A 20,516-nucleotide genomic window follows, 5' to 3' on the forward strand; every position below is an offset into this window, starting at 1 on the left:
AATAAGGGGTTATATCTGCTGGCTCCGCACCAAAATTTTGAAAAGATATTATGTATTGGGAACACATTATTTTTCTGAAGAAATAGGGAGAAAACCATGAAAAAATACATGGGAAACAAGCTGGCTATACTACTTTTTATTCTGCCGGCCCTTGCAATTTTTATAACATTTGATTTTATTCCGATCATCCAGGTTTTTGCTTACAGTTTTACTGACTGGAATGGTCTTACAATTCCGAATTTTACAGGCCTTAAGAACTATATTGACCTGTTCACAGATAGAGTATTTTTTACATCAAACAGAAACCAGATCATATTCGCTGTAGTAATTACTGTTTATCAGATGCTCTTTGCAACTGTCTTTGCAATTACTATTTCCGATAAGAAGATGAAGGGAAGAAAGTTCCTTAGAGTCGCTTACTTCATTCCGGTTATTCTTTCTGTAACTGTTGTATGTCAGCTGTGGAGTGCAATTCTTGCAGGAGATGGTCTTCTTAACAAGGTTGTACAGCTCTGGAATGGAGATTTCAAACAGAACTGGCTTGGCGACAGATATAAAGCAATTTATGTTATAGCATTTGTAAATGCATGGCAGTGGATGGGATATCAGTTTGCACTTATCGTTGCCGGTATCAAGTCAATTCCTTCCGATTACTATGAGGCTGCCAGAATTGATGGCTGCTCAAATGTTAGAGCACATATGAAGATCACAATTCCTCTTCTTGCTGAGACATATAAGTTCTGTCTTATCATTTCGCTTACAGGTGGTATCAAAGCCTTCACTGAGATGAACATTTTGACAGGCGGTGGTCCTAACAAGTCAACATATACACTTACTTACATGATGTACAACGCAGCCTTTAAGAAATCCAACTATGGTTATGGTCTTTCTGCTGCATCAGTCATGGTAATTGAATGTATGCTTGTAATGCTGGTTATCAACTTTATCTTTAGAGACAGAGACCAGAAGAAGGAAGAAGAAAAAGCAAGGAGGAAGCGTAATGCGTAAGGACAGTAATAATAAAGCACTGCATTACATATTTGTGGCATTTTGCTGGATTTATGCAGCGTTTTCATTGTATCCACTTATCTGGATGTTATTTTATTCATTCAAGACCAATCAGGAAATCTTTGTAACAAACCCATTTGGTTTCCCTTGGCCACTTCACTATGAGAACTATATTACAGCATGGACCAAGTATGACGTTCCGCTGTACTTTATGAACAGTTTGATCGTTTCAATCGGAACTGTTGCAATAACAATCTTTGCAGCGCTTCTTTTCTCATATGCTACCAGCAGAATGGTTTGGAAGCTCAAGACCTTTACAAGACTTTTCCTTGGACTTGGAATGTTTATTCCTGTACAGGCTATCATGATTCCTGTTGTTAAGGTTGTTCAGAAGTTTAATCTTATGGGAACAAGATGGTCACTGATTTTCCCTTATATCGCAATCAACCTTGCTTTTGCATGTATGGTTTATTACGGATTCTTTAAGGGAATTCCTATGGAGCTGGAAGAGGCTGCCTGCATGGATGGCGCAAACATTTATCAGACTTTCTTTATGATTATTGAGCCACTTGTAAGACCTGCTACAGTAACACTTATCATTTATATCTTCCTGAACGCTTGGAACGAGTTTATCCTTGCCAACGTTGTTGTAGGAAGTATCCCAGAGCTCAAGACCCTGCCACTTGGAGTTTTGTTCTTCCAGGGCGAGTTCACCACAGACTGGGGCGGAATGGGAGCAACAATGGTAATTGCTTCATTCCCGGCAATCATTGTATATTCTATTTTCTCTGAGCAGGTAGAAAGCGCCATGACGATTGGCGGTGCTGTTAAGGGCTGATATTTTTCCCCTAAGGTAGAAAAACCTACCTTAGGGGTTTTTGCGCTATATGATATACTAGGTTAGAAATAAAATGTATGGAGATTATGAAAAATGACATCATCAATGAAGAAAAGGATAGGCATGTCCCTATTTGGAGTAATAACCTGTGCTATAAGCGTTGGTATTTTTAAGATTGCGGCTCTTGGAGTTGACCCATTTCAGTCCTTTATGGCCGGTCTTGATGCTCTGGTGCCGATAAAGTTTGGAACCCTATATATGATTACTAATGCAGTTATGCTTTTATTCGCGCTTATATTTGACAGACACTACATCGGCATTGCAACATTTATCAATCTGTTTCTGCTTGGATACATTACTCAGTTTACCTATGAATTTCTTCAGACAATAATTGTTGAACCATCCATGGTGGTGAGAGCTCTGTGCCTTGTAGTTGGCGTAGTTATTCTGTGTTTTGGTTCAGCCTTTTATATGACTGCAGATCTTGGTGTTTCAACTTATGATGCGGTAGCTCTTATTATTGTTAATACATGGAAAAAAGGAAAGTTTCAGTATGTAAGGATCATTACAGATCTTGTTTGTATTGCTATAGGTACAGCTCTTTTCCTGATAGCAGGGCATTCAATTCCGGAGATTCCTACAATTGTAGGCGTAGGTACTATTATCACAGCTTTTTTCATGGGACCTCTTATAGAGTATTTCAATATTCATATTACAAGACCTTTCCTTCACAAAGGCGAGAAGGCAAATTGATTTTTTAGCTATTTTATTCGTATAAACAACTATGACAAATAAAGATTTACGAGACATGACACTTAGGGACATGGAAGAGTACACTCCCCGGGGCAGGAGCCGCGGACGTGAGCGTGCAAGGAACATGTCCATCAAGTACAAGATTGCATCAATAACAATTCTGGTAGCACTGATTCCAATGGTGGTACTGACTGTTTTGATGCTTTTTTTCTATAACAGAGCCATTATGCAAAGAGCGGACAAGCAGATAGAAGAGAACATCAGGATAATGTCTGACAGGCTTTCATCAGTTCTGCAAAATGGTGAACTTTGTTCTAATAATCTAACCATCGAATTTGGAAATTACTACAATGACAAGTCAATGAAGCAGGTTACAAGAGACAGTAAGGTTACGAGCCAGTTGTCTCAGTCGCTTCTTGTGTATAACGGCATTTCTTCAATTGTTTTTATAGATCGCAATGGTAGATTTTATTCTACAAACCCAGCATTTAACGATGAAAGTACTGAAATTAAATATTCAAATTATGTTTATGAGCTTTCAGAGGCAAACGGTAAAACTGTGATCATGGATCCCATGGACAATCCCTTCAATAGAGAGGGAAAAGAAGTTATTACTATGGGAAAGCATGTAATTAACATAGTTACAGGAACTCATTTGGGATATCTTTTTATAAATATGAATAAGAACTATCTCATTGAGTCCTCTCAAAGCGAAATAAGCTATTATTTCCTTTATGACTCTTCTTCAAATGTTATAACGGAGTCTGAAGTTAAGGATCCAATCTATGCTGATGAGGAATTTGCAAAGAGTCTTTTAAATACTGATGAAAAGCTGATTGAGTATCAGAATGAATCTTATCTTTTTGCCAGGGATAGAATTGATAAATTTGATCTGACTGTTGTCGGAATTACTAACCTTAATAAGTTTAATGTTACAGGTAAGGATTTTAGATTTATTCTTTTGACAACAGGATCTTTTACCGCAGTACTTCTTTTTATTTCTGTTTGGTTTTCTGCAAACTTTGTAACCAAGCCGCTGAAGGTTTTGCATGACGGTGCGGAGCAGATTGCTGAAGGTGATATGAGCATAAGATTCAGGTTTAAGACCAAGGATGAGATTGGTAGGCTGGGCAGAATCTTTAACTATATGACTCAGAGAAACAAAGAGCTTTTGCAGCAGGTAGATGACGAGGCTAAAAAGAAGAGAGAATATGAGCTTGCTCTTATCCAGGAGCAGGTAAAACCACATTTTCTTTATAATACTCTGGATATTATCATAATGCTTATTGAGATGAACAGGAGTAAGGAAGCTGCCAGAGTTACTCATAAGCTTGCTAATTACTACAAGAATTCTCTTTCCGGAAGTGAAGAAATTGTATCCATAGAAAGAGAAATCCAGATAATCAGGGACTATCTTGACCTGCAAACCATGCGCTATGGTGATAAATTCAGCTATGAGATTGACGTGGATGAAGCAGTGTTTAAGTCTCAGATACCCAAGATGACACTTCAGCCTCTTGTTGAAAATGCCATCTATCATGGAATAAAAAACAAATCCAGCTGGGGTAAGATTACGGTTAAAGGAAGATTCAATTCCGGAAATGATGAGAAATCTTATGTTGAACTTAAGGTAATAGATGACGGCATTGGCATGCCTCAGGCTGAACTAAGTAAACTCAATGAGCTTCTAAGTAAAGAGGAGCCCTTTGACAATGATGAGAGAAAAAAGGCCAAAGAGGCAGAGATTACAGATCACGACTCTACAAAGGGCGGAAGCCACTTTGGACTTTATAGCGTAGCCAAGAGAATTAAGCTTTACTTTGGAAAAGAGTACGGCGCGGGAATTGAAAGTATAGAAGGCGTCGGTACAACAGTAATTGTTACAGTTCCATATTCTGAATAAAAACGGAGAATAGTATTGATACGAATAATGATTGTTGATGATATGCCTATCTTCCTTGAGTACTTACGTGGGTGTATCGACTGGAATTCATATGGATTTGAAATATGCTGCGAGGCACATGACGGAAAAGAAGCTTTGGAAAAGCTTGATGAATTCTATCCGGATGTGGTTCTTACTGATATTACCATGCCTTATCTAAATGGGCTTGAGCTGGCGGAAAAGATAACCAAAGACTACCCTGAAATATCAGTTATTCTCATAACAGGCAATAATGAATTTGAATATGCCAGAAAGGCTGTTAAATTAGGTGTCTGCGACTATATTGTTAAGCCTTTTGAGAAGGAGGAACTTATTCTTTCTCTTTTAAAGCTGCAGGATAATATCGGAAAAGCTGTTGAGAGCACTGCCACAAAAAAAGATGAACATTATGATGAACTTAGAGGTCTGATCTATGCAGGGGCTCATGATGAAGAAGCTGCAAAAAAACTGGAAGAATCCTTATTTGAAAGGACAGGTCAAAGCGGCGGATATCTTCTTGCGCTTATAAGGTTTGATTCTAAGGCTTTTTCTGAAAAAGAAGGTGATTCCAGAGAACAGCTTATGAACTGGGAAAATCTTATTGCAAAAATGCTGGCTGATAAATTGGATATCGCCGGTAAATTTGAGATTTTCCACGATTTTGAGAACAATATTGTAGCTCTAATGAGTTTTGATTCTTCTGACGACATAAATAATTACAAGGGGTATGAATTTGCTGATATTATCCAGATAGTTAAAAATCAATTGGAGATTGGAAGCGCTATAGCTCTTTCTTTTGCCGAATCTATTATTGATGTAAAAAAGGCTTATGAGAAAGCCTTGGGATTTCTAACTGAAAAGGGATATGGCCAGCTTTGGGATCTTAGAAATAATACCGAAAACATATCCTATTCATCACTGGATGCCATTATAAGGCTAAATAAAGACCTTGAGGTCCTTTCGGCAGACGATGCGGAAGAGGTTCTAAATACTCTTTGGGATAAGCTAAGGGACAAAAAAAATAGTGATGAAAACAAAATATCAATTACTGATATGAATCTTTTTACCAGTGCAATCAGTATTCTGATGACGAATATTATCAGTAAGGGCTTTTCTATTGATAAGATTTACGGAGATGGTTTCTCACCGGAAAAGTTTATGGCAATGGCATCTTCTTCTGAGGAGATGAAAAACAACGTTGTCTTCTTGTATAGGAAGAGAATTGAGTTTGAAAAGGGAAAAAAGCAGTCAAAGACACACGACATAGCAAGTGCAGCCAAGGACTATATTGAGATGAACTATTACGACAGCAATCTTTCTATCTCTGATATTTCAGAAAAGCTGTGCGTTAATCAGACATACCTTCGCAAAATGTTTAAGAGCGAAATGGATATGACGCTGACAGAGTATATTACTCAATATCGTATGCAGATGGCTAAACAGCTTTTGACCACAACAGATGAGAAGCTATCATCTATAGCCGAAAAAGTCGGCTTTAATGATGTGAGTTATTTTTCCAATGTGTTCAAAAAGTTTTATGGCATTTCACCAAGGAGCATGAGTAAGGAATCGTGAGTGTTGCGCAACACTCAATAGGAGGAATTGTCATGTCGATGAATAATACTGAATTTCAGACATTTCTGAAAAAACTGATCGAAGATGAAAAGAATGTGTATATCCCGGTTAATTCAAGTCTGTTTGAGAAGATTATTCATATAGATGCAAACTGCAGGAATATACATCCCAATCAGGATGATGAATTCTGCTTTCCTGAAGTTGGGCCCAGCTATCGTATTATTGGTGAGTATGAAAAGCAGTTTAGGGATGAAATAAGCAGAGGCTTTAAACCTAGAATGGAGCCGCTTGTTGTTATGAAGGCACATCCCAAAGGTTTTATGCTTGTTAATGGCCATCACAGATGGGCTGCAGCTCTTAAAATTGGCATGAAAAAGGTACCTATTAAGCTTGTAAACATGATGATGGAGGAAGATATTAAGCGTATCCTCAATAAGTCCGATCATGATAAAAGAGTTACTCTTGATCTGGATGAGGTTGTTTTCCGTACTCCTGAAGATGAATATATTGAAAAAACTAAAGGTCTTTTAACTAAAAAATCCTCTAAGAGAATCAGGCTTGGAATACCGGCTCTTTTCAGATATCTTAAGTCCAACGGCTATGACATTTGGGTATATTCATCCCAGTATTATTCAATAGATAATATTGCACTTATGTTCAAGAAATATTCGGTTCAGGTGGATGGCATTATTTCCGGAAGCGGTAAAAAAGGTATTTATGATGAGCAGAAGGTAACTTCTCTGAAGGAATTAATTACCGGTAAATATAAAACAACTATTCATATTGATAATGATATGGTTGTAGTCACAAAGGGAAAAGGGGCTGATTTTGAAGAATATGAAATTCGTTCGAATGACGAATTATGGTCTAAAGACGTAATTGATTTATTCGAGAAAATGAGAAAACAGGATACTGATACTTAAAAAAGGTCAATTGAATATCGTCTTTTGCTTGTTTATAATTTAATAATCGTAGTTGTTGTGGGCGGCTTTATGGGATTGGAGAAAAGTATGGAATTACTTGAGATTTGTAAAAGAGCGAAAGAAGTTAAGTACGAAGTACAAAGGCTTAGTACGAAAGCCAAGGATGATGCGCTTTTAGCTGTTGCCAAGGCACTTACAGATAAAAAGGACTTTATTCTTGATGCAAATAAAAAGGATTATGATAACGGCGTAGCCGGGGGTATGCATCAGGGAATGCTTGATAGGCTTAAGCTTGATGAAAAGCGTATTAGTGCTATGGCTGAAGGTCTTCGCCAGGTTACGGAGTTAGAAGATCCTATCGGTACTGAGATAGAGAGTTTTGAAAGACCAAACGGTCTAAAAATATCAAAGGTGAGAGTGCCATTTGGCGTAATCGGTATAATCTATGAATCAAGGCCAAATGTTACTGCTGATGCATTTAGTCTTACTTTTAAATCAGGTAATGCAGTTATTCTAAAGGGCGGTAGCGATGCTATTAATTCCAATATAGCAATTACCAAGGTTATAAGAGATGCCCTTTCTGAGCAGGGAATTAACCCTGATGTTGTCCAGCTTATAGAAGATACAGACAGATCCGTTACAAAAGCCTTCATGCAGATGAAGGACTATGTTGATGTCCTGATTCCTAGAGGAAGTGCAGGTCTTATTCGTGCTGTAGTTGAGAATTCTACAATTCCGGTAATTGAGACGGGAACCGGAAATTGTCATATTTATGTTGATAAAGACGCTGATATAAAGAAAGCGATAAAGATTATAATCAATGCCAAGACTCAGAGAATTGGCGTGTGTAACGCTGCAGAATCCCTTGTAGTGCATAAGGATATTAAGAAAAAATTCCTTCCGCGCTTTGGCGAAGCTATGAGAGAGTACGACGTAGAAGTCAGGGCAGATGAACTTTCTTTTGACTTGATTGACGGAGCAGTTTCTGCAACAGAAGAGGACTTTGGAAAAGAGTATCTGGACTATATCATTTCTGTTAAGACAGTGGGAAGTGTAGAAGAGGCTATAGATCATATAAACAAGTATAATACCGGCCATTCGGAAGCAATTATTACTGAGAATCAGGAAACCGCTGAAAAGTTTCTAAGCGGAGTTGATGCTGCCTGCGTTTATGTTAATGCCTCCACAAGGTTTACAGATGGCTTTGAATTTGGTTTTGGCGCAGAGATAGGAATCAGTACTCAAAAACTCCATGCAAGAGGCCCTATGGGACTTAGAGAACTGACATCCTACAAGTACAGAATTGTGGGAGATGGACAAATAAGAGCATAAAGGTGGATAAATTTATCCAAAGATAGTAATATAGGATGTGGCGTGATTATCAAATAAAATTGCGCCACATATTATAGTATTGGGGAAATTTGGGGAAATGGCTATTACTACAAATGAAGAACTTCTTGAAGCCAAGAAGCATATAATTGAAGTCTCCAGAGAGCTTGCTGAGGTGGGACTTCTGGTTCGCACATGGGGAAATATCAGCCAGAGGGTTGATGAGAATTCTTTTATTATCACACCAAGTGGAATTAAATACGACGATCTTACTCCTGATATGATCGTTAAGGTTAAGATAAGCGACCTTTCTTACGAAGGGGATGTTCTGCCCTCAAGTGAGAAAGCTGTTCATGCTGCTTGCTACAAGGCTCGCAGAGATGTTGACTTTATTGTTCATACACATCAGGTTTATGCATCCTGCGCAGGAACTCTTGGAATCAAGAAAATCCTGACCTACTTCGATGATACGGATATGGTTATCCCAGTGGCTCCCTATGCACTTCCGGGAACTGAAAAGCTTGCTTCTAATGTGGAGATGACTGTTAAAAAATACCCTGACATAAATGGAATTATCATGGCTAACCATGGCACTATCTGTATGGGTGTAAACTCCAAGGAGGCCGTTTTTGAGGCTGAGAGAATGGAGGTTGCCTGTCATAATTTTCTTGTGGATGTTTGCAAGACAGATATGAATCATGGTGTAGAAGTTGGTTTTAACAGCCATTTGGAAAATGGTGAGATTGTTTATGACAGTCCGGATACACCAATCAGGGTAAAAGAGATTCATGAGAAAATCTACAAAAAGCGTCCTGATGTTAAGTTCATTGTTCATAACAAATCAGAAGCGGTTATGACAGTATCCAGAAGAGCCAGTCATATGAGACCACTTCTGGATGATTTTGCTCAACTTATAGGCTATAGTGTTAAAGTTCCCAGCAATGAGCATGGTAAAGACGGACAGAGCTATCACAATATCAAAAAGAATGTTAATGCGATCTTTTCACTTAACGATGGGGCGTATTGTGTAGGTTCTACTTACGATGATGCTATGGCTGTAGCTATAGTTCTTGATAAGGGATGTATCGCGTATATTTCTGTTATGCGAAACGGAGAAGGACATTATCTTTCACTCTGGGAGAGTTACAAGATGAATAGGCATTATAGAAAGTCCTATTCCAAACTTGCGGATAAAAAAGGTAATTGATTGATGTTAAAAAAGACACAGATAGCTTTAATAACTGTAATTCTTGCCCTACTGGTGATTATTCCTGTAGGGCTTTTAGTTAGCGGCATGAGCGATGATTTTGAGGATCAGGCTGAAGCAGAGCAAAGCTCCATTTTCCAATCTGTTTCAAATCTCGAAGCCTTGGATTTGGGCCTCATTGATGGTAATGAACTAAGGGAAGAAAACGGTATTGATGCAAGCAGTGGTAATTCAAGTTTACAGGTAGAAGCAGAAGATATCACTGTTTCTATTTCTCTTAGATCTATCCAGGATGATCTAAAGATCAAGCTTTCCAATAGTGCTACTGATAAGCTTATCTCTAATGTGAATTTTACAGTTACAGTAAAAGGAAAAAATAAGACTGTAGATTATTCTGATTCTGATATGGATGGTATTATCTATATTCCATATGTGGAAGCTGGGGATTATACAGTTTTTTTATCAGATATATCAGCTGACAACAAGAATTATCATGCGGATAAATCTCAGACTATCACGGTATCGGATTCTATCAAATATACCAAGGTTGATATTAAGGATGAGATCAAAGAAGAGTCTCAGATCAATGTAGCTGCTGAGGATACTAAGGTACAGGACGCAGACCAGACAACGGATATTTCCGGTGCATCAGATGTGACAGGTAGTCAGGACAGTAGTGCTACAGCTGCAACTCCTGAACTTCATGAAGATGATATTTCGGAGGATGCAGAGGATCTTCTTGCTCAGATTGAAGCTGAAACTGCAGCCAGTGAGGCCTCTAAGGCTGGATACAAAGGAGCAGAGGGTGGAACTATTACGGCACATACACCTTCGGAGGCTCCAGCTATCGCATCAGATCCACAGTATATTGCAGCTCACAGCGGCACAAAGGGCATTGATGTTTCTAAACATAACGGAAACATTAACTGGAGTGCAGTTAAAAATGATGGTATAAACTTTGCAATTATAAGATGCGGTTACAGAGGATCAAGCTCCGGAGCCCTGGTAATTGACCCACTTTATTACACCAATATGGCCGGAGCCCAGAGTAACGGCATCAACACGGGCGTATACTTCTTTACCCAGGCCGTCAACGAAGCAGAAGCGGTAGAAGAGGCCTCCATGGTTCTTGAACTTCTTAGTGGCTATTCTTTGCAAATGCCGGTTTATCTCGATGTTGAAGCCAGTCATGGCCGTGGAGATCAGATATCCTCCGAAGAAAGAACTGCGGTCTGCCACGCATTTCTAACCACAATTAGAAACGCCGGCTACACAGCAGGCATCTACTCAAACAAAAAATGGTTCGAAGAGGGGCGCCTAAACACTGCCTCTTTTACTGATTACAAAATCTGGCTCGCTCAATACGTAGACATTCCAACCTACAGCGCCACTCGCTACGACATGTGGCAGTACACCTCCAAGGGTCAAGTAAACGGCATTGGCGGCTACGTAGACATGAACGTCCTCCGCTAATCCCGCCGCCCGCGGCCTTCCGCTTCATTTTCAATACACGCGGCACCCCGGCCCCGGCTGGGAATAGCGATTCGCAATGAGATATTTTTTCGCCTTGAGAGTGCCTGGATAAGTTCATGAGTCTCAAAAAGCTCTTTCAAGAATTCTGGTTATGGCTCAACATGTCTGAGCATCCATTGGCCCTTTATCTGCGCTGTATTTTCGCCAGCTTGTCACTGGCAAATGAAACATTTCTAAGATGTTCGAGCACACTTTCTTTTAAAGCGCCCTCTACGGTCAAAACTTGCAGAGCAGACAATTGAATTATTAGGAAAATGCCATAACGGTGCGTAGCACCTGAAAAAAGAGAAGAAATCTACTTCTTCAAGCTTGCTTGAAAGATAGATTTCTTCTCTTTTTATATGCTCGCTTTGCGAGCTATGGCATTTTCTATATTTACTATATTCACCTGCTCTGCTTCAGACAAGCCCTTCGAGGGCGCGGGAAAGTGTGCTGTTTCGAACATCAGAAATTGTCATTTGCCATCTCAGACTCGTCGGGCAAAAACACATGCTCGGAACCGGGCCAAGAATGCGAGTTTTGAGCCATAGAATTCTTGATTGAACTTTTTGAGGCCATGAACTCCCAAGCAGGAACGGTGAAAAAAATCTCTTGCGTGAGCGAAGTCCCAGCCGGGGTGCGTGCTCTTGATGGTGGTGGAAGTGGAAGGCCGCCCGCGGGGTATTAGTAGTCGGCGGATTTTACTTCCATCCAGGCGTCGTTGTAGAGACGGTCGGCGTCGTAGCCAAGGTATTTGTAGGACTCGGTTGGGAAGGTGTCGAGGTCCGGGAAGGCTACTTTGGAGTTCTTGATGTCTTCGTCCTCGATGTTTTCTTTGGCAACGTCGTTAGGTGTGGAGTAGGTGATGTACTCGAAGTTCTTGAGGGCGATGTCGCCGCGGCACATGAAATCGATCCATTTTTCTGCGTTCTCTGAGTTCTTGGACTCTTTGGTGATTACCCAGGAGTCTATCCATACGTTGGTGCCCTCCTTGGGTACTACGTAGACAAGGTCCGGGTTTTCTCTGGCTGTGTAAATGGCTTCTCCGGAATAGATTACGCCAAGAGCAGCTTCGCCGCCTATCATCTTGTCACGTACCTGATCTACTACGTAGGCTTGGACTAAAGGTTTCTGGGCTATGAGGTCGTCAGTGGCTACGGAAATTTCGCTTGGATTTGTTGAGTTGAGAGAGTAGCCGTTACGTAGAAGAGCTACCATCATGGCATCCCTTACAGAATCCTGCATCAGGATCTGGCCATTGTATTTGGGATTCCAAAGGATATCCCAACTGTCCACAACATCGTCAACCATGGTTTTGTTGTAGAGAATACCTACGGTTCCCCAGCAGTAGGGGACGGAGTACTTGTTTTCAGGGTCGAAATCCTGAGACTGTGCAAAGTACTGCTCACCTATGTTGGCGGCGTTTGGGATATTGTCAAAATTCAGCTCTTTTAACATGTCATTTTCAATGAGCTTCTGAATCATGTAGTCTGAAGGACATACCACGTCATAGGCTGAGTTGTCCTGAGCAAGCTTGGCGAACATTATCTCGTTGGTCTCGAACATATCATAGATAACGTCAATTCCATATTCATCTTCAAATTCGCCGATTACATCTTCGTCTATATATTCGCCCCAGTTATATACATAGAGCTTTCCGTTTGGATATTTGGATAAATCACTGCTGTCACAGCCTACCAGACATGGAATGATCATGGCAGCTGTGAGAATGCAGGAAATAATGCGCATCTTCATTTTATTTCTCCTTGGTCTTGGCTTGCGGTGCCCTGTAAACAATCATCAAAAGAGCTAAAACCACAACAAATATCAGAGCAGACAGAGCATAAATCTCAGGCTGAATACCTCTTTTTACTTCGTTGTATATGAGTGTTGATAAAGTCTCAAAACCAGATCCCTTGGTGAAGTATGTGATGATAAAGTCATCAAGAGACATTGTAAATGCCATAAGTGCTCCGGATATAATTCCCGGGACAATGTCCGGAAGTATTGTCTTGAAAAATGCATAGGGTCTTGATGCCCCAAGATCCAGGGCCGCTTCATACACATAGAAATTGATATTCTTGACTCTTGGCATAACGCTTAGCATAACAAAGGGAATGTTGAAGGTTATATGAGCAAGTAATATTGTGGCAAATCCTGTGGTGATGTGTATAAATCTAAACAGCAGCATAAGTGAAATACCGGTTACAATATCAGCATTGATCATTGGAATATTAGTGATTCCCATTATTACAGAGCGGATTTTACTGGATAAACCAATCATTGCTATACAGGTAAAGGTTCCGATAATTGTTGAAAAAATAGTAGCAAGGATTGCAATTGAAAGGGTATTAAACAGGGCACTTGCTACAGCCTCATCAGATAAGAGGTTTAGGTACCACTTAAACGTAAAGCCTCCCCATTTTGCTCGGGACTTACTGGAATTAAAGGAGAGCACAATAAGGGTCAGGATTGGGGCATACATGAAAATCAGGATAATGGCAAGATATATTCTTTCTAAAACTTTTCTCATTTTAGTTATTACCTCCATTATCTGACAGATTCTCTATGATCATATTAAGGATAATGAAAATCATAAGGACTATTGAAAGTCCACTTCCTAAGTGCCAGTCATAGAGCTGTGTAAATTCCTGTTCGATGATATTACCGATAAGAAGAATCTTGGAACCGCCAAGCATTGTAGAAATTGCAAAGGTAGTAAGGGCAGGAATGAATACCATTGTAATACCGCTCAGGATTCCGGGCATGGAAAGCGGAAGAGTAATTCTAAGGAAAGTCTGAACAGTGCCTGCACCAAGATCTCTTGCAGCGTTTATTACGTTTTCATCAATTCTGTTAAGGGCATTATAAATAGGCAATATCATGAAAGGCAGGAAGTTGTAGACCATACCAAGCACAATAGCGCTGTTTGTATTAATGATATTAAGAGTTGGAAGATGCATGAATTCAAGGATTGTGTTTATAACACCTTTACCTTCAAGCAGTGTCATCCAGGTTAGGGTACGAAGAAGGAAATTCATCCACATTGGCAGAATAAATAATGTGACAATGTAGGCATTCTTCTTAAGCTTCATTGAAGCTAATATCATTCCCAGCGGATAGGACAATATAAAACATACCAAAGTACTAATGATAGCCAGGATCACAGATCTTTTGAGAGCCTTAAGATAACCGGGCTTAGCAATGGTAGCGATATTATCCAGGGTAAAAGAACCATCGGCTCCGGTGAAACCATAGTAAAAAACCATGCAGAGCGGAACCACTATGAATATTACTGCCCAGGCAATATAAGGAGATGCCATTAACGCAGCGTTTCGTCTAGTTTTAAACAGTTTCACTGATAGCCTCCTCGTCCTCAGAAGCAGGAACATTCATGATCTGTATATTAAAAGGATCTACGTTGATTCCAACAGTGGTGCCAACCTCAGAAAGCTTGGTGGAATGAACAAGCCATTCGTAGCCATTAGCTTCTACATCCATTTCATAGTGAACACCCTTGAAGGTAAGGTCTGTAACTACACCTGTAATTGTTCCCTTATCAGGAGCTACAAGCTCTACATCTTCAGGTCTTATTACAACGTCCACAGGTTTATTTTCTCCAAATCCTTTATCTACGCAGGCAAACTTGGCACCCAGGATTTCAACCAGCTCATCCCTTATCATAGTAGATCTGATGATATTACTGTCACCGATGAAGTCTGCAACGAAGGCGTTTTCAGGCTCGTTGTAAATGGTCTCGGGAGAACCTTCCTGCTGAATGTAGCCCTGGTTCATAACAACAATATGATCAGACATGGTAAGAGCTTCTTCCTGATCATGGGTTACATAAATAAAGGTGATACCCAGTTCTTCTTTAAGTCTTTTAAGCTCGTACTGCATGTCCTGACGCATTTTAAGATCAAGAGCTCCAAGGGGCTCATCCAAAAGAAGAACCTTAGGCTCGTTAACAATAGCTCTTGCAATGGCAATTCGCTGCTGCTGACCGCCTGAAAGTGAATCAGGCATACGATTTTCAAAGCCTTCAAGGTTAACAAGCTTTAATGCATATTTGATCTTATCCTTGATATAGCTGTCAGATTTATTCTTGATTTTAAGACCAAAAGCGATATTTTCAGCTATGGTCATATGTGTGAAGAGTGCGTATTTCTGGAAAACTGTATTGAGCTGTCTCTTATTGGGCGCAAGATTAGTAATGTCCTGGCCATCAAAGATGACACGACCATGATCCGGCTTCTCAAATCCACCAATTATGCGAAGAGTAGTAGTTTTACCACATCCACTTGGCCCTAAAAGGGTAACAAAAGAATTTTCGTATATGGATAAACTAAGATCATCCAGAATTAACTGACCGTCATACGATTTAGAAATATGCTCAAGAGTAATAAGGTCTCTGCCCATTTTACAATTCTCCTACTTATATTTATATTTATTCAATCTACTTTATTGTAATAAAGAATGAAACAGAGTCAAATACTTTTTAGTATTGAACAAATATATTTAAAGTTTTATATTGGTGTGATAAAATGTGAAATATATAGGTTACATCTAGGAGGAAGGCTATTATGGCTGGAAAAGACAAGTATGTTGCGTATGTGTCTAGTTATACTTCAGGACTTGGCACTAAATACGGTATCAGAATTTATGACGTTGATCTCAAGAACGGAAGATTAACAGAGAAACAGAAGGTTGAGATCACTAATTCATCTTACATCGGAATATCCCATGATAATAAAACGCTTTATTCAATTACTGATGCAGGGGTAGAGTCTTATCATATTCTTCCTGACGGAAGCCTTAAGTTTTTGAATGAAGCATCTATTAACGGTATGAGAGGTTGTTATCTCAATGAGGACCAGAAGGATAACTATCTTATAACAGCCGGATATCATGACGGAAAGGTTACAATCCTTAAGCTTAACAAGGATGGAAGCATCGGTGAGATCACTGATGAGAGATTCCATAAGGGCCTTGGGACTGCAGCCGGTCGTAACCACGTTCCACACGTTCAGTGCATCAAGGTTTCCAAGGATAACAAGTATCTTCTTGCAGCTGATCTTGGAATGGACAGAGTTAATGTTTATTCACTTAATATGGACAATGGCAAGATCAAGGAAGTTGACGTGATCCATTGTGATCAGGAATCTTCACCGAGACATATGCAGTTCTCCAAGGATGGTAAGTTCTTGTATGTATGTCTCGAGCAGAAGTGTGCCATTGATGTATATGAGTATGTTGATAATGACGGAGATCCTGAGTTTAACAAGATTCAGTCAGTATCCAATTCCGAGGAGTCTGATTCAATCGGTGTTGCAAGCTCAGCCCTTACCTTCTCAGAAGATTATAACTACCTTGTAAGCTCAACAGCAGGAGAGAACAATGTTATTGTATTCAAGGTAGATAAGGAGACAGGTCTTTTGACACAGAAGATTTGCCTTCCAATTGCAGGAGAGTATCCTAAGGATGCAGCTCTTTTCCCAGATAACAAGCATCTTGTATCACTTAACCATGAGTCGGATACAATGACATTCTTCACAGTTGATATGGAAAAAGGCACTCTTGTAATGAATGGACCTGAGATGCCGATATCTCGTCCTAACTGCATTATTTTCCACAAATTGGAAGCATAAGCATTAGAAATAAATAAACCCCGGGAAGCTTTGTACTTCCCGGGTTATTTTTTACTCTTTATAGAATTCTATGATGCTTGAAGCTTTAGAAGACATGTTGGATATCATAAGATCAAGGACTGTGTGAGCACACATGGCTTCAACTACGACAACGGCTCTTGGAACAACTACAGGATCGTGACGGCCGTGGATGTTGATATCTATGTTTTCGCCGGACTTATTTACAGTGTGCTGAGTTTTTGAAATACTTGGGGTTGGCTTAACATAGGCTCTTATTACAATGTCGCTTCCATCAGAGATTCCGCCAAGGATTCCTCCACTGTGATTGGACTCTTTGGAAATTTGTCCGTCATCCATTACAAAAGCATCATTGTTTTCTGATCCGTTATAGGTACTTACTAAAGTTCCATCACCTATTTCTACAGCCTTTACAGCTCCAATGCTCATGACAGCACGGGCAAGGAGAGCATCAAGTTTATCAAATACAGGTTCGCCGATTCCGGCAGGAACACCTGTAATACGACATTCTATAATGCCACCAAGAGAATCCTGATTGTTTCTTGCTGATTCTATCAGGGCCATAGCCTTTTTATCAGCATCACTGTCGGGCATTGCTGTTGGGTTTGTGAGAATAGAAGTTTTGTCGAATTTTGAATAGTCTATAGAAACATCGCCAATGGCTCTTGTGTAGGCGCAAACTTCGATTCCCATCTGAGATAGGAGTTTGGAACACAGTGCGCCTGCAGCAACTCTGCCTATTGTCTCGCGGCCTGAAGATCTACCACCACCTCTGTAATCTCTGAATCCATATTTTGAATCAAAGCCATAATCAGCGTGTCCCGGTCTGTAGTAACTGGCAATTTCACTGTAATCTGAAGATTTCTGTGATGTATTTTTTACCATCATGGAGATTGGAGTTCCGGTTGTGCGGCCCTCAAAGACGCCGGAGAGTATATCTACCAGGTCATCCTCCTTGCGGGGAGTGGTTGCCGCAGAGGTTCCGGGCTTTCTTCTATCAAGGAACTTCTGAATGTCACTTTCACTTAATTCCATGCCTGCAGGAAAACCGTCAACAACGACACCAAGTGCTTTGCCGTGTGATTCGCCCCATGTGGAGATTTGAATATTCTTACCTAAGATGGATCCTGACATAGTGAGCCTCTTTTCCGTAGATTGTTGTATTTACCTCATATATTAGCACATATAAGCCTTGGTTAAAAAGATGAGAATTTTACGCACTTTATAATCGATATATATGTACGAATATGCGATAATATTGAATTCTTCTTAAATAATTGGTGAATTTTTTGTGAAAACGTTATATAATCTATTCTGTAATTCTATTTTAGCGCACAATATCCGAAATAAGAGGGGATTTCTGATATGAATGCCAGCAATCTACAGAAAAAGATTACATACAAAGAGCGAACCATATCCAAAGTGGGAATGTTTAACAGGAAGCACAAATACCTGTCATTCCTCGGCTTGGCTTATGCTTTTTTGGCTATTTTTAGTTACAACTTTGTTTTTTATTTCTACAGAAATGTCAAAAGATTTACTTGTCTTGCATGTATTATTCTTTTCTTTATTTCCAGCAGCAGTTTTTCTTATCCGGCAATGTCACTTAATATCAGCTTTGACTCAGATATCAGCCATGACGTCAATGTAGAAGATGCCGACGTAGTTATTTCTACTGAGGAGCTTGCAGAGTCTGACGCAGAGCTTGCCAAGCAGGTTGAACTTGACAGCTTTGTTCTTGAGGAAACTCAGGAAGTAGTTAATCCTGATGTGTCTGAAGCAGATCACCTTAATCAGGAAAATCAGGTTTCTCTTGATGATATGCTTAATGCAGGCATTGAGGATAATTCTGAAATTATAATTGAGGATGAGCAGGTTGCGCTTGGAACTTCAGATTCATCCGAAATTTCTTTTAGCAAAAATGATTGGAAGATAATGCTCGTTAACAAGCAGCATCCGATTCCTGAGGACTATGAGTTCCATCTTGGAACTATCAGTGGAAGCATGAAGTGCGATGAGAGAATAATTCAGCCACTTCTTGATATGATGAAGGCTGCAAGAAAAGACGGTGTTGCTCTTATTGTATGCTCACCTTACAGAGATATGGACAGACAGACTATGCTGTTCACCAATAAGGTTAATAAGTACATGGATGCCGGAATGTCCTACATGGATGCTTATAACCTGGCTTCTCAGGCTGTTACGGTGCCTGGTTCATCAGAGCATCAGGTGGGCCTTGCTATTGATATCATTACCGAAGGCTATTCAAGCCTTGATGAAGGCTTTGCCAACACTGCAGCCGGCAAATGGCTTGCAGCAAATAGCTATAAATATGGATTTATTTTAAGATATCCTGCCGGAAAAGAAGAAATAACCAGTATAGAGTTTGAGCCATGGCACTTTAGATATGTTGGTGTTGACGCGGCGGAGGTTATGGCGCAAAATGATATGTGCCTTGAGGAGTTCTGGAGTAATTTTGTTGAGTGATTTGCGCCGGAATCAGGGCAGATTTTAATTAGATCCAGAGGTTATTTGTTTTATGTACAAGATTTTAAAAAGAGATGGTAGTGCCAAAAGAGCTGAATTTACCACCGTTCATGGCGTAGTACAGACGCCTGTATTTATGAACGTTGCAACTGTTGCAGCTATTAAAGGCGGAGTATCTACCGAGGACCTTGAGGGCATTGGCACTCAGGTTGTCCTTTCCAATACATATCATTTGCATTTAAGACCCGGGGATGACGTGGTCTATCGAATGGGCGGACTTCATAAGTTTATGTCCTGTAATAAGCCTATTCTGACAGACTCCGGCGGATTCCAGGTCTTTTCTCTTGCAAAAACAAGGCGAATCAAGGAAGAAGGAGTTTATTTCCATTCTCATATTGATGGACATAAGCTGTTCATGGGGCCCGAAGAGAGTATGAGAATCCAGTCTCATCTGGGTTCAACGATTGCCATGGCTTTTGATGAGTGTCCATCTGCCAAGGCTGAGCATGAATATGTCCAGATGTCTGTTGATAGGACCACCAGATGGCTTGAGCGCTGCAAAAGAGAAATGGACAGACTTAACGGCCTTGAATATACTGTTAATCCTCATCAGATGCTGTTTGGAATCAATCAGGGAGCTATTTTTGATGATATCAGAATAGAGCATGCCAAGAGAATCAGCGATATGGACCTTGACGGCTATGCTGTCGGAGGCCTTGCTGTTGGTGAATCTCACGAGGAGATGTATCACGTTCTTGAGACAGTAGTCCCTTATCTTCCTCTTGAGAAGCCTACATATCTTATGGGAGTTGGAACACCTGCCAATATCCTGGAAGCTGTAGAAAGAGGCGTTGATTTCTTTGACTGCGTATATCCTAGTAGAAATGGCCGTCACGGTCATCTTTACACAAACAGAGGGCATATCAATCTTATGAATGCAAGATATGAGCTCGATGATACTCCTATTGAGGAAGGATGCCAGTGTCCGGCCTGCAGACGCTATTCCAAGGCTTACATCAGACATCTTCTTAAATCCGGAGAAATGCTGGGACTTCGTCTTTGCGTGCTTCATAATCTGTATTTCTACAACCATATGATGGAAGAAATCAGAGATGCTATAGACGCCGGAAGATTCCAGGAGTATAAGAAAAACAAACTTGCAGGAATGCAGGAGTTTGACAGTATTAACAACAAAGAATACGCCAATATTGACAAGAACTGGAGAAAAGGATAATAGACTTGAATTTCCACCATGTTTTTAGTAATATGGTTTGGTATATTATATTTTTTGTTTGGA

The 20,516-nt window shown here is 40.1% G+C and carries 17 protein-coding genes; 12 read left to right on the plus strand and 5 right to left on the minus strand.

What is annotated here, in order from left to right; translation table 11 throughout:
• Positions 1-96: 96 nt before the first annotated feature.
• From G613_RS0107330 to G613_RS18570, 9 genes are all read left to right on the plus strand, one after another.
• Positions 97-1,008, plus strand: coding sequence for a carbohydrate ABC transporter permease (locus G613_RS0107330; protein WP_029232044.1), 912 nt, complete (start codon positions 97-99; stop codon positions 1,006-1,008).
• Positions 1,001-1,846: a carbohydrate ABC transporter permease gene (locus G613_RS0107335; protein WP_029232045.1), complete on the plus strand. Its 846-nt coding sequence runs from the start codon at positions 1,001-1,003 to the stop codon at positions 1,844-1,846. Before G613_RS0107330 ends, G613_RS0107335 begins: the two co-directional genes overlap by 8 nt.
• A 93-nt stretch (positions 1,847-1,939) precedes the next feature.
• Positions 1,940-2,599: a YczE/YyaS/YitT family protein gene (locus G613_RS0107340; RefSeq protein ID WP_029232046.1), complete on the plus strand. Its 660-nt coding sequence runs from the start codon at positions 1,940-1,942 to the stop codon at positions 2,597-2,599.
• A gap of 31 nt (positions 2,600-2,630) precedes the next feature.
• A complete protein-coding gene (locus tag G613_RS0107345; RefSeq protein ID WP_081647816.1) occupies positions 2,631-4,502 on the plus strand; it encodes a sensor histidine kinase in 1,872 nt (623 codons plus the stop codon).
• A gap of 15 nt (positions 4,503-4,517) precedes the next feature.
• Complete coding sequence (locus tag G613_RS0107350) at positions 4,518-6,095, plus strand: response regulator transcription factor (RefSeq protein ID WP_155828047.1); 1,578 nt, start codon at positions 4,518-4,520, stop codon at positions 6,093-6,095.
• A gap of 32 nt (positions 6,096-6,127) precedes the next feature.
• Complete coding sequence (locus tag G613_RS0107355) at positions 6,128-7,018, plus strand: ParB/RepB/Spo0J family partition protein (RefSeq protein WP_029232049.1); 891 nt, start codon at positions 6,128-6,130, stop codon at positions 7,016-7,018.
• A gap of 87 nt (positions 7,019-7,105) precedes the next feature.
• On the plus strand, positions 7,106-8,350 hold the full coding sequence (locus tag G613_RS0107360; protein WP_029232050.1) for a glutamate-5-semialdehyde dehydrogenase: 1,245 nt from the start codon (positions 7,106-7,108) through the stop codon (positions 8,348-8,350).
• A 97-nt stretch (positions 8,351-8,447) separates the two neighbouring features.
• Positions 8,448-9,554, plus strand: coding sequence for a class II aldolase/adducin family protein (locus tag G613_RS18565; protein ID WP_029232051.1), 1,107 nt, complete (start codon positions 8,448-8,450; stop codon positions 9,552-9,554).
• Positions 9,555-9,557: 3 nt separating this feature from the next.
• Positions 9,558-11,027: a glycoside hydrolase family 25 protein gene (locus tag G613_RS18570; protein WP_029232052.1), complete on the plus strand. Its 1,470-nt coding sequence runs from the start codon at positions 9,558-9,560 to the stop codon at positions 11,025-11,027.
• 723 nt (positions 11,028-11,750) lie between these two features.
• Here G613_RS18570 and G613_RS20205 read toward each other — a convergent pair.
• The 4 genes from G613_RS20205 to G613_RS0107390 are packed head-to-tail and all read right to left on the minus strand — an operon-like array spanning position 11,751 to position 15,485.
• The gene (locus G613_RS20205) at positions 11,751-12,821 is read right to left on the minus strand and encodes an ABC transporter substrate-binding protein (protein ID WP_029674654.1); all 1,071 of its coding nucleotides are present in this window, start codon (positions 12,819-12,821) and stop codon (positions 11,751-11,753) included.
• 1 nt (position 12,822) lies between these two features.
• The gene (locus G613_RS20210) at positions 12,823-13,599 is read right to left on the minus strand and encodes an ABC transporter permease (RefSeq protein WP_029674655.1); all 777 of its coding nucleotides are present in this window, start codon (positions 13,597-13,599) and stop codon (positions 12,823-12,825) included.
• A 1-nt stretch (position 13,600) separates the two neighbouring features.
• On the minus strand, positions 13,601-14,389 hold the full coding sequence (locus G613_RS0107385) for an ABC transporter permease (RefSeq protein ID WP_029674656.1): 789 nt from the start codon (positions 14,387-14,389) through the stop codon (positions 13,601-13,603).
• A gap of 22 nt (positions 14,390-14,411) precedes the next feature.
• Positions 14,412-15,485, minus strand: a complete 1,074-nt coding sequence (locus G613_RS0107390) for an ABC transporter ATP-binding protein (protein WP_029232054.1) — start codon at positions 15,483-15,485, stop codon at positions 14,412-14,414.
• A gap of 164 nt (positions 15,486-15,649) precedes the next feature.
• On the opposite strand from G613_RS0107390, the gene G613_RS0107395 reads away from it, so the two are divergent.
• Entirely contained in the window at positions 15,650-16,714 is a 1,065-nt protein-coding gene (locus G613_RS0107395; protein ID WP_029232055.1) for a lactonase family protein, read from the plus strand.
• A 51-nt stretch (positions 16,715-16,765) separates the two neighbouring features.
• On the opposite strand, the gene aroC is transcribed toward G613_RS0107395, so the two are convergent.
• Positions 16,766-17,866, minus strand: coding sequence for a chorismate synthase (gene aroC / locus G613_RS0107400; RefSeq protein ID WP_029232056.1), 1,101 nt, complete (start codon positions 17,864-17,866; stop codon positions 16,766-16,768).
• Between the two features lie 231 nt (positions 17,867-18,097).
• Here aroC and G613_RS18575 point away from each other — a divergent pair, with 231 nt between their 5' ends.
• Together G613_RS18575 and tgt are read left to right on the plus strand one after the other, a co-directional pair.
• Complete coding sequence (locus G613_RS18575) at positions 18,098-19,219, plus strand: M15 family metallopeptidase (RefSeq protein WP_029232057.1); 1,122 nt, start codon at positions 18,098-18,100, stop codon at positions 19,217-19,219.
• Positions 19,220-19,271: 52 nt separating this feature from the next.
• A complete protein-coding gene (gene tgt, locus G613_RS0107410) occupies positions 19,272-20,453 on the plus strand; it encodes a tRNA guanosine(34) transglycosylase Tgt (protein ID WP_029232058.1) in 1,182 nt (393 codons plus the stop codon).
• Positions 20,454-20,516: the final 63 nt, after the last annotated feature.

It is taken from the genome of Butyrivibrio sp. VCB2006 (genome assembly GCF_000420945.1).
GTDB lineage: Bacteria > Bacillota > Clostridia > Lachnospirales > Lachnospiraceae > Butyrivibrio.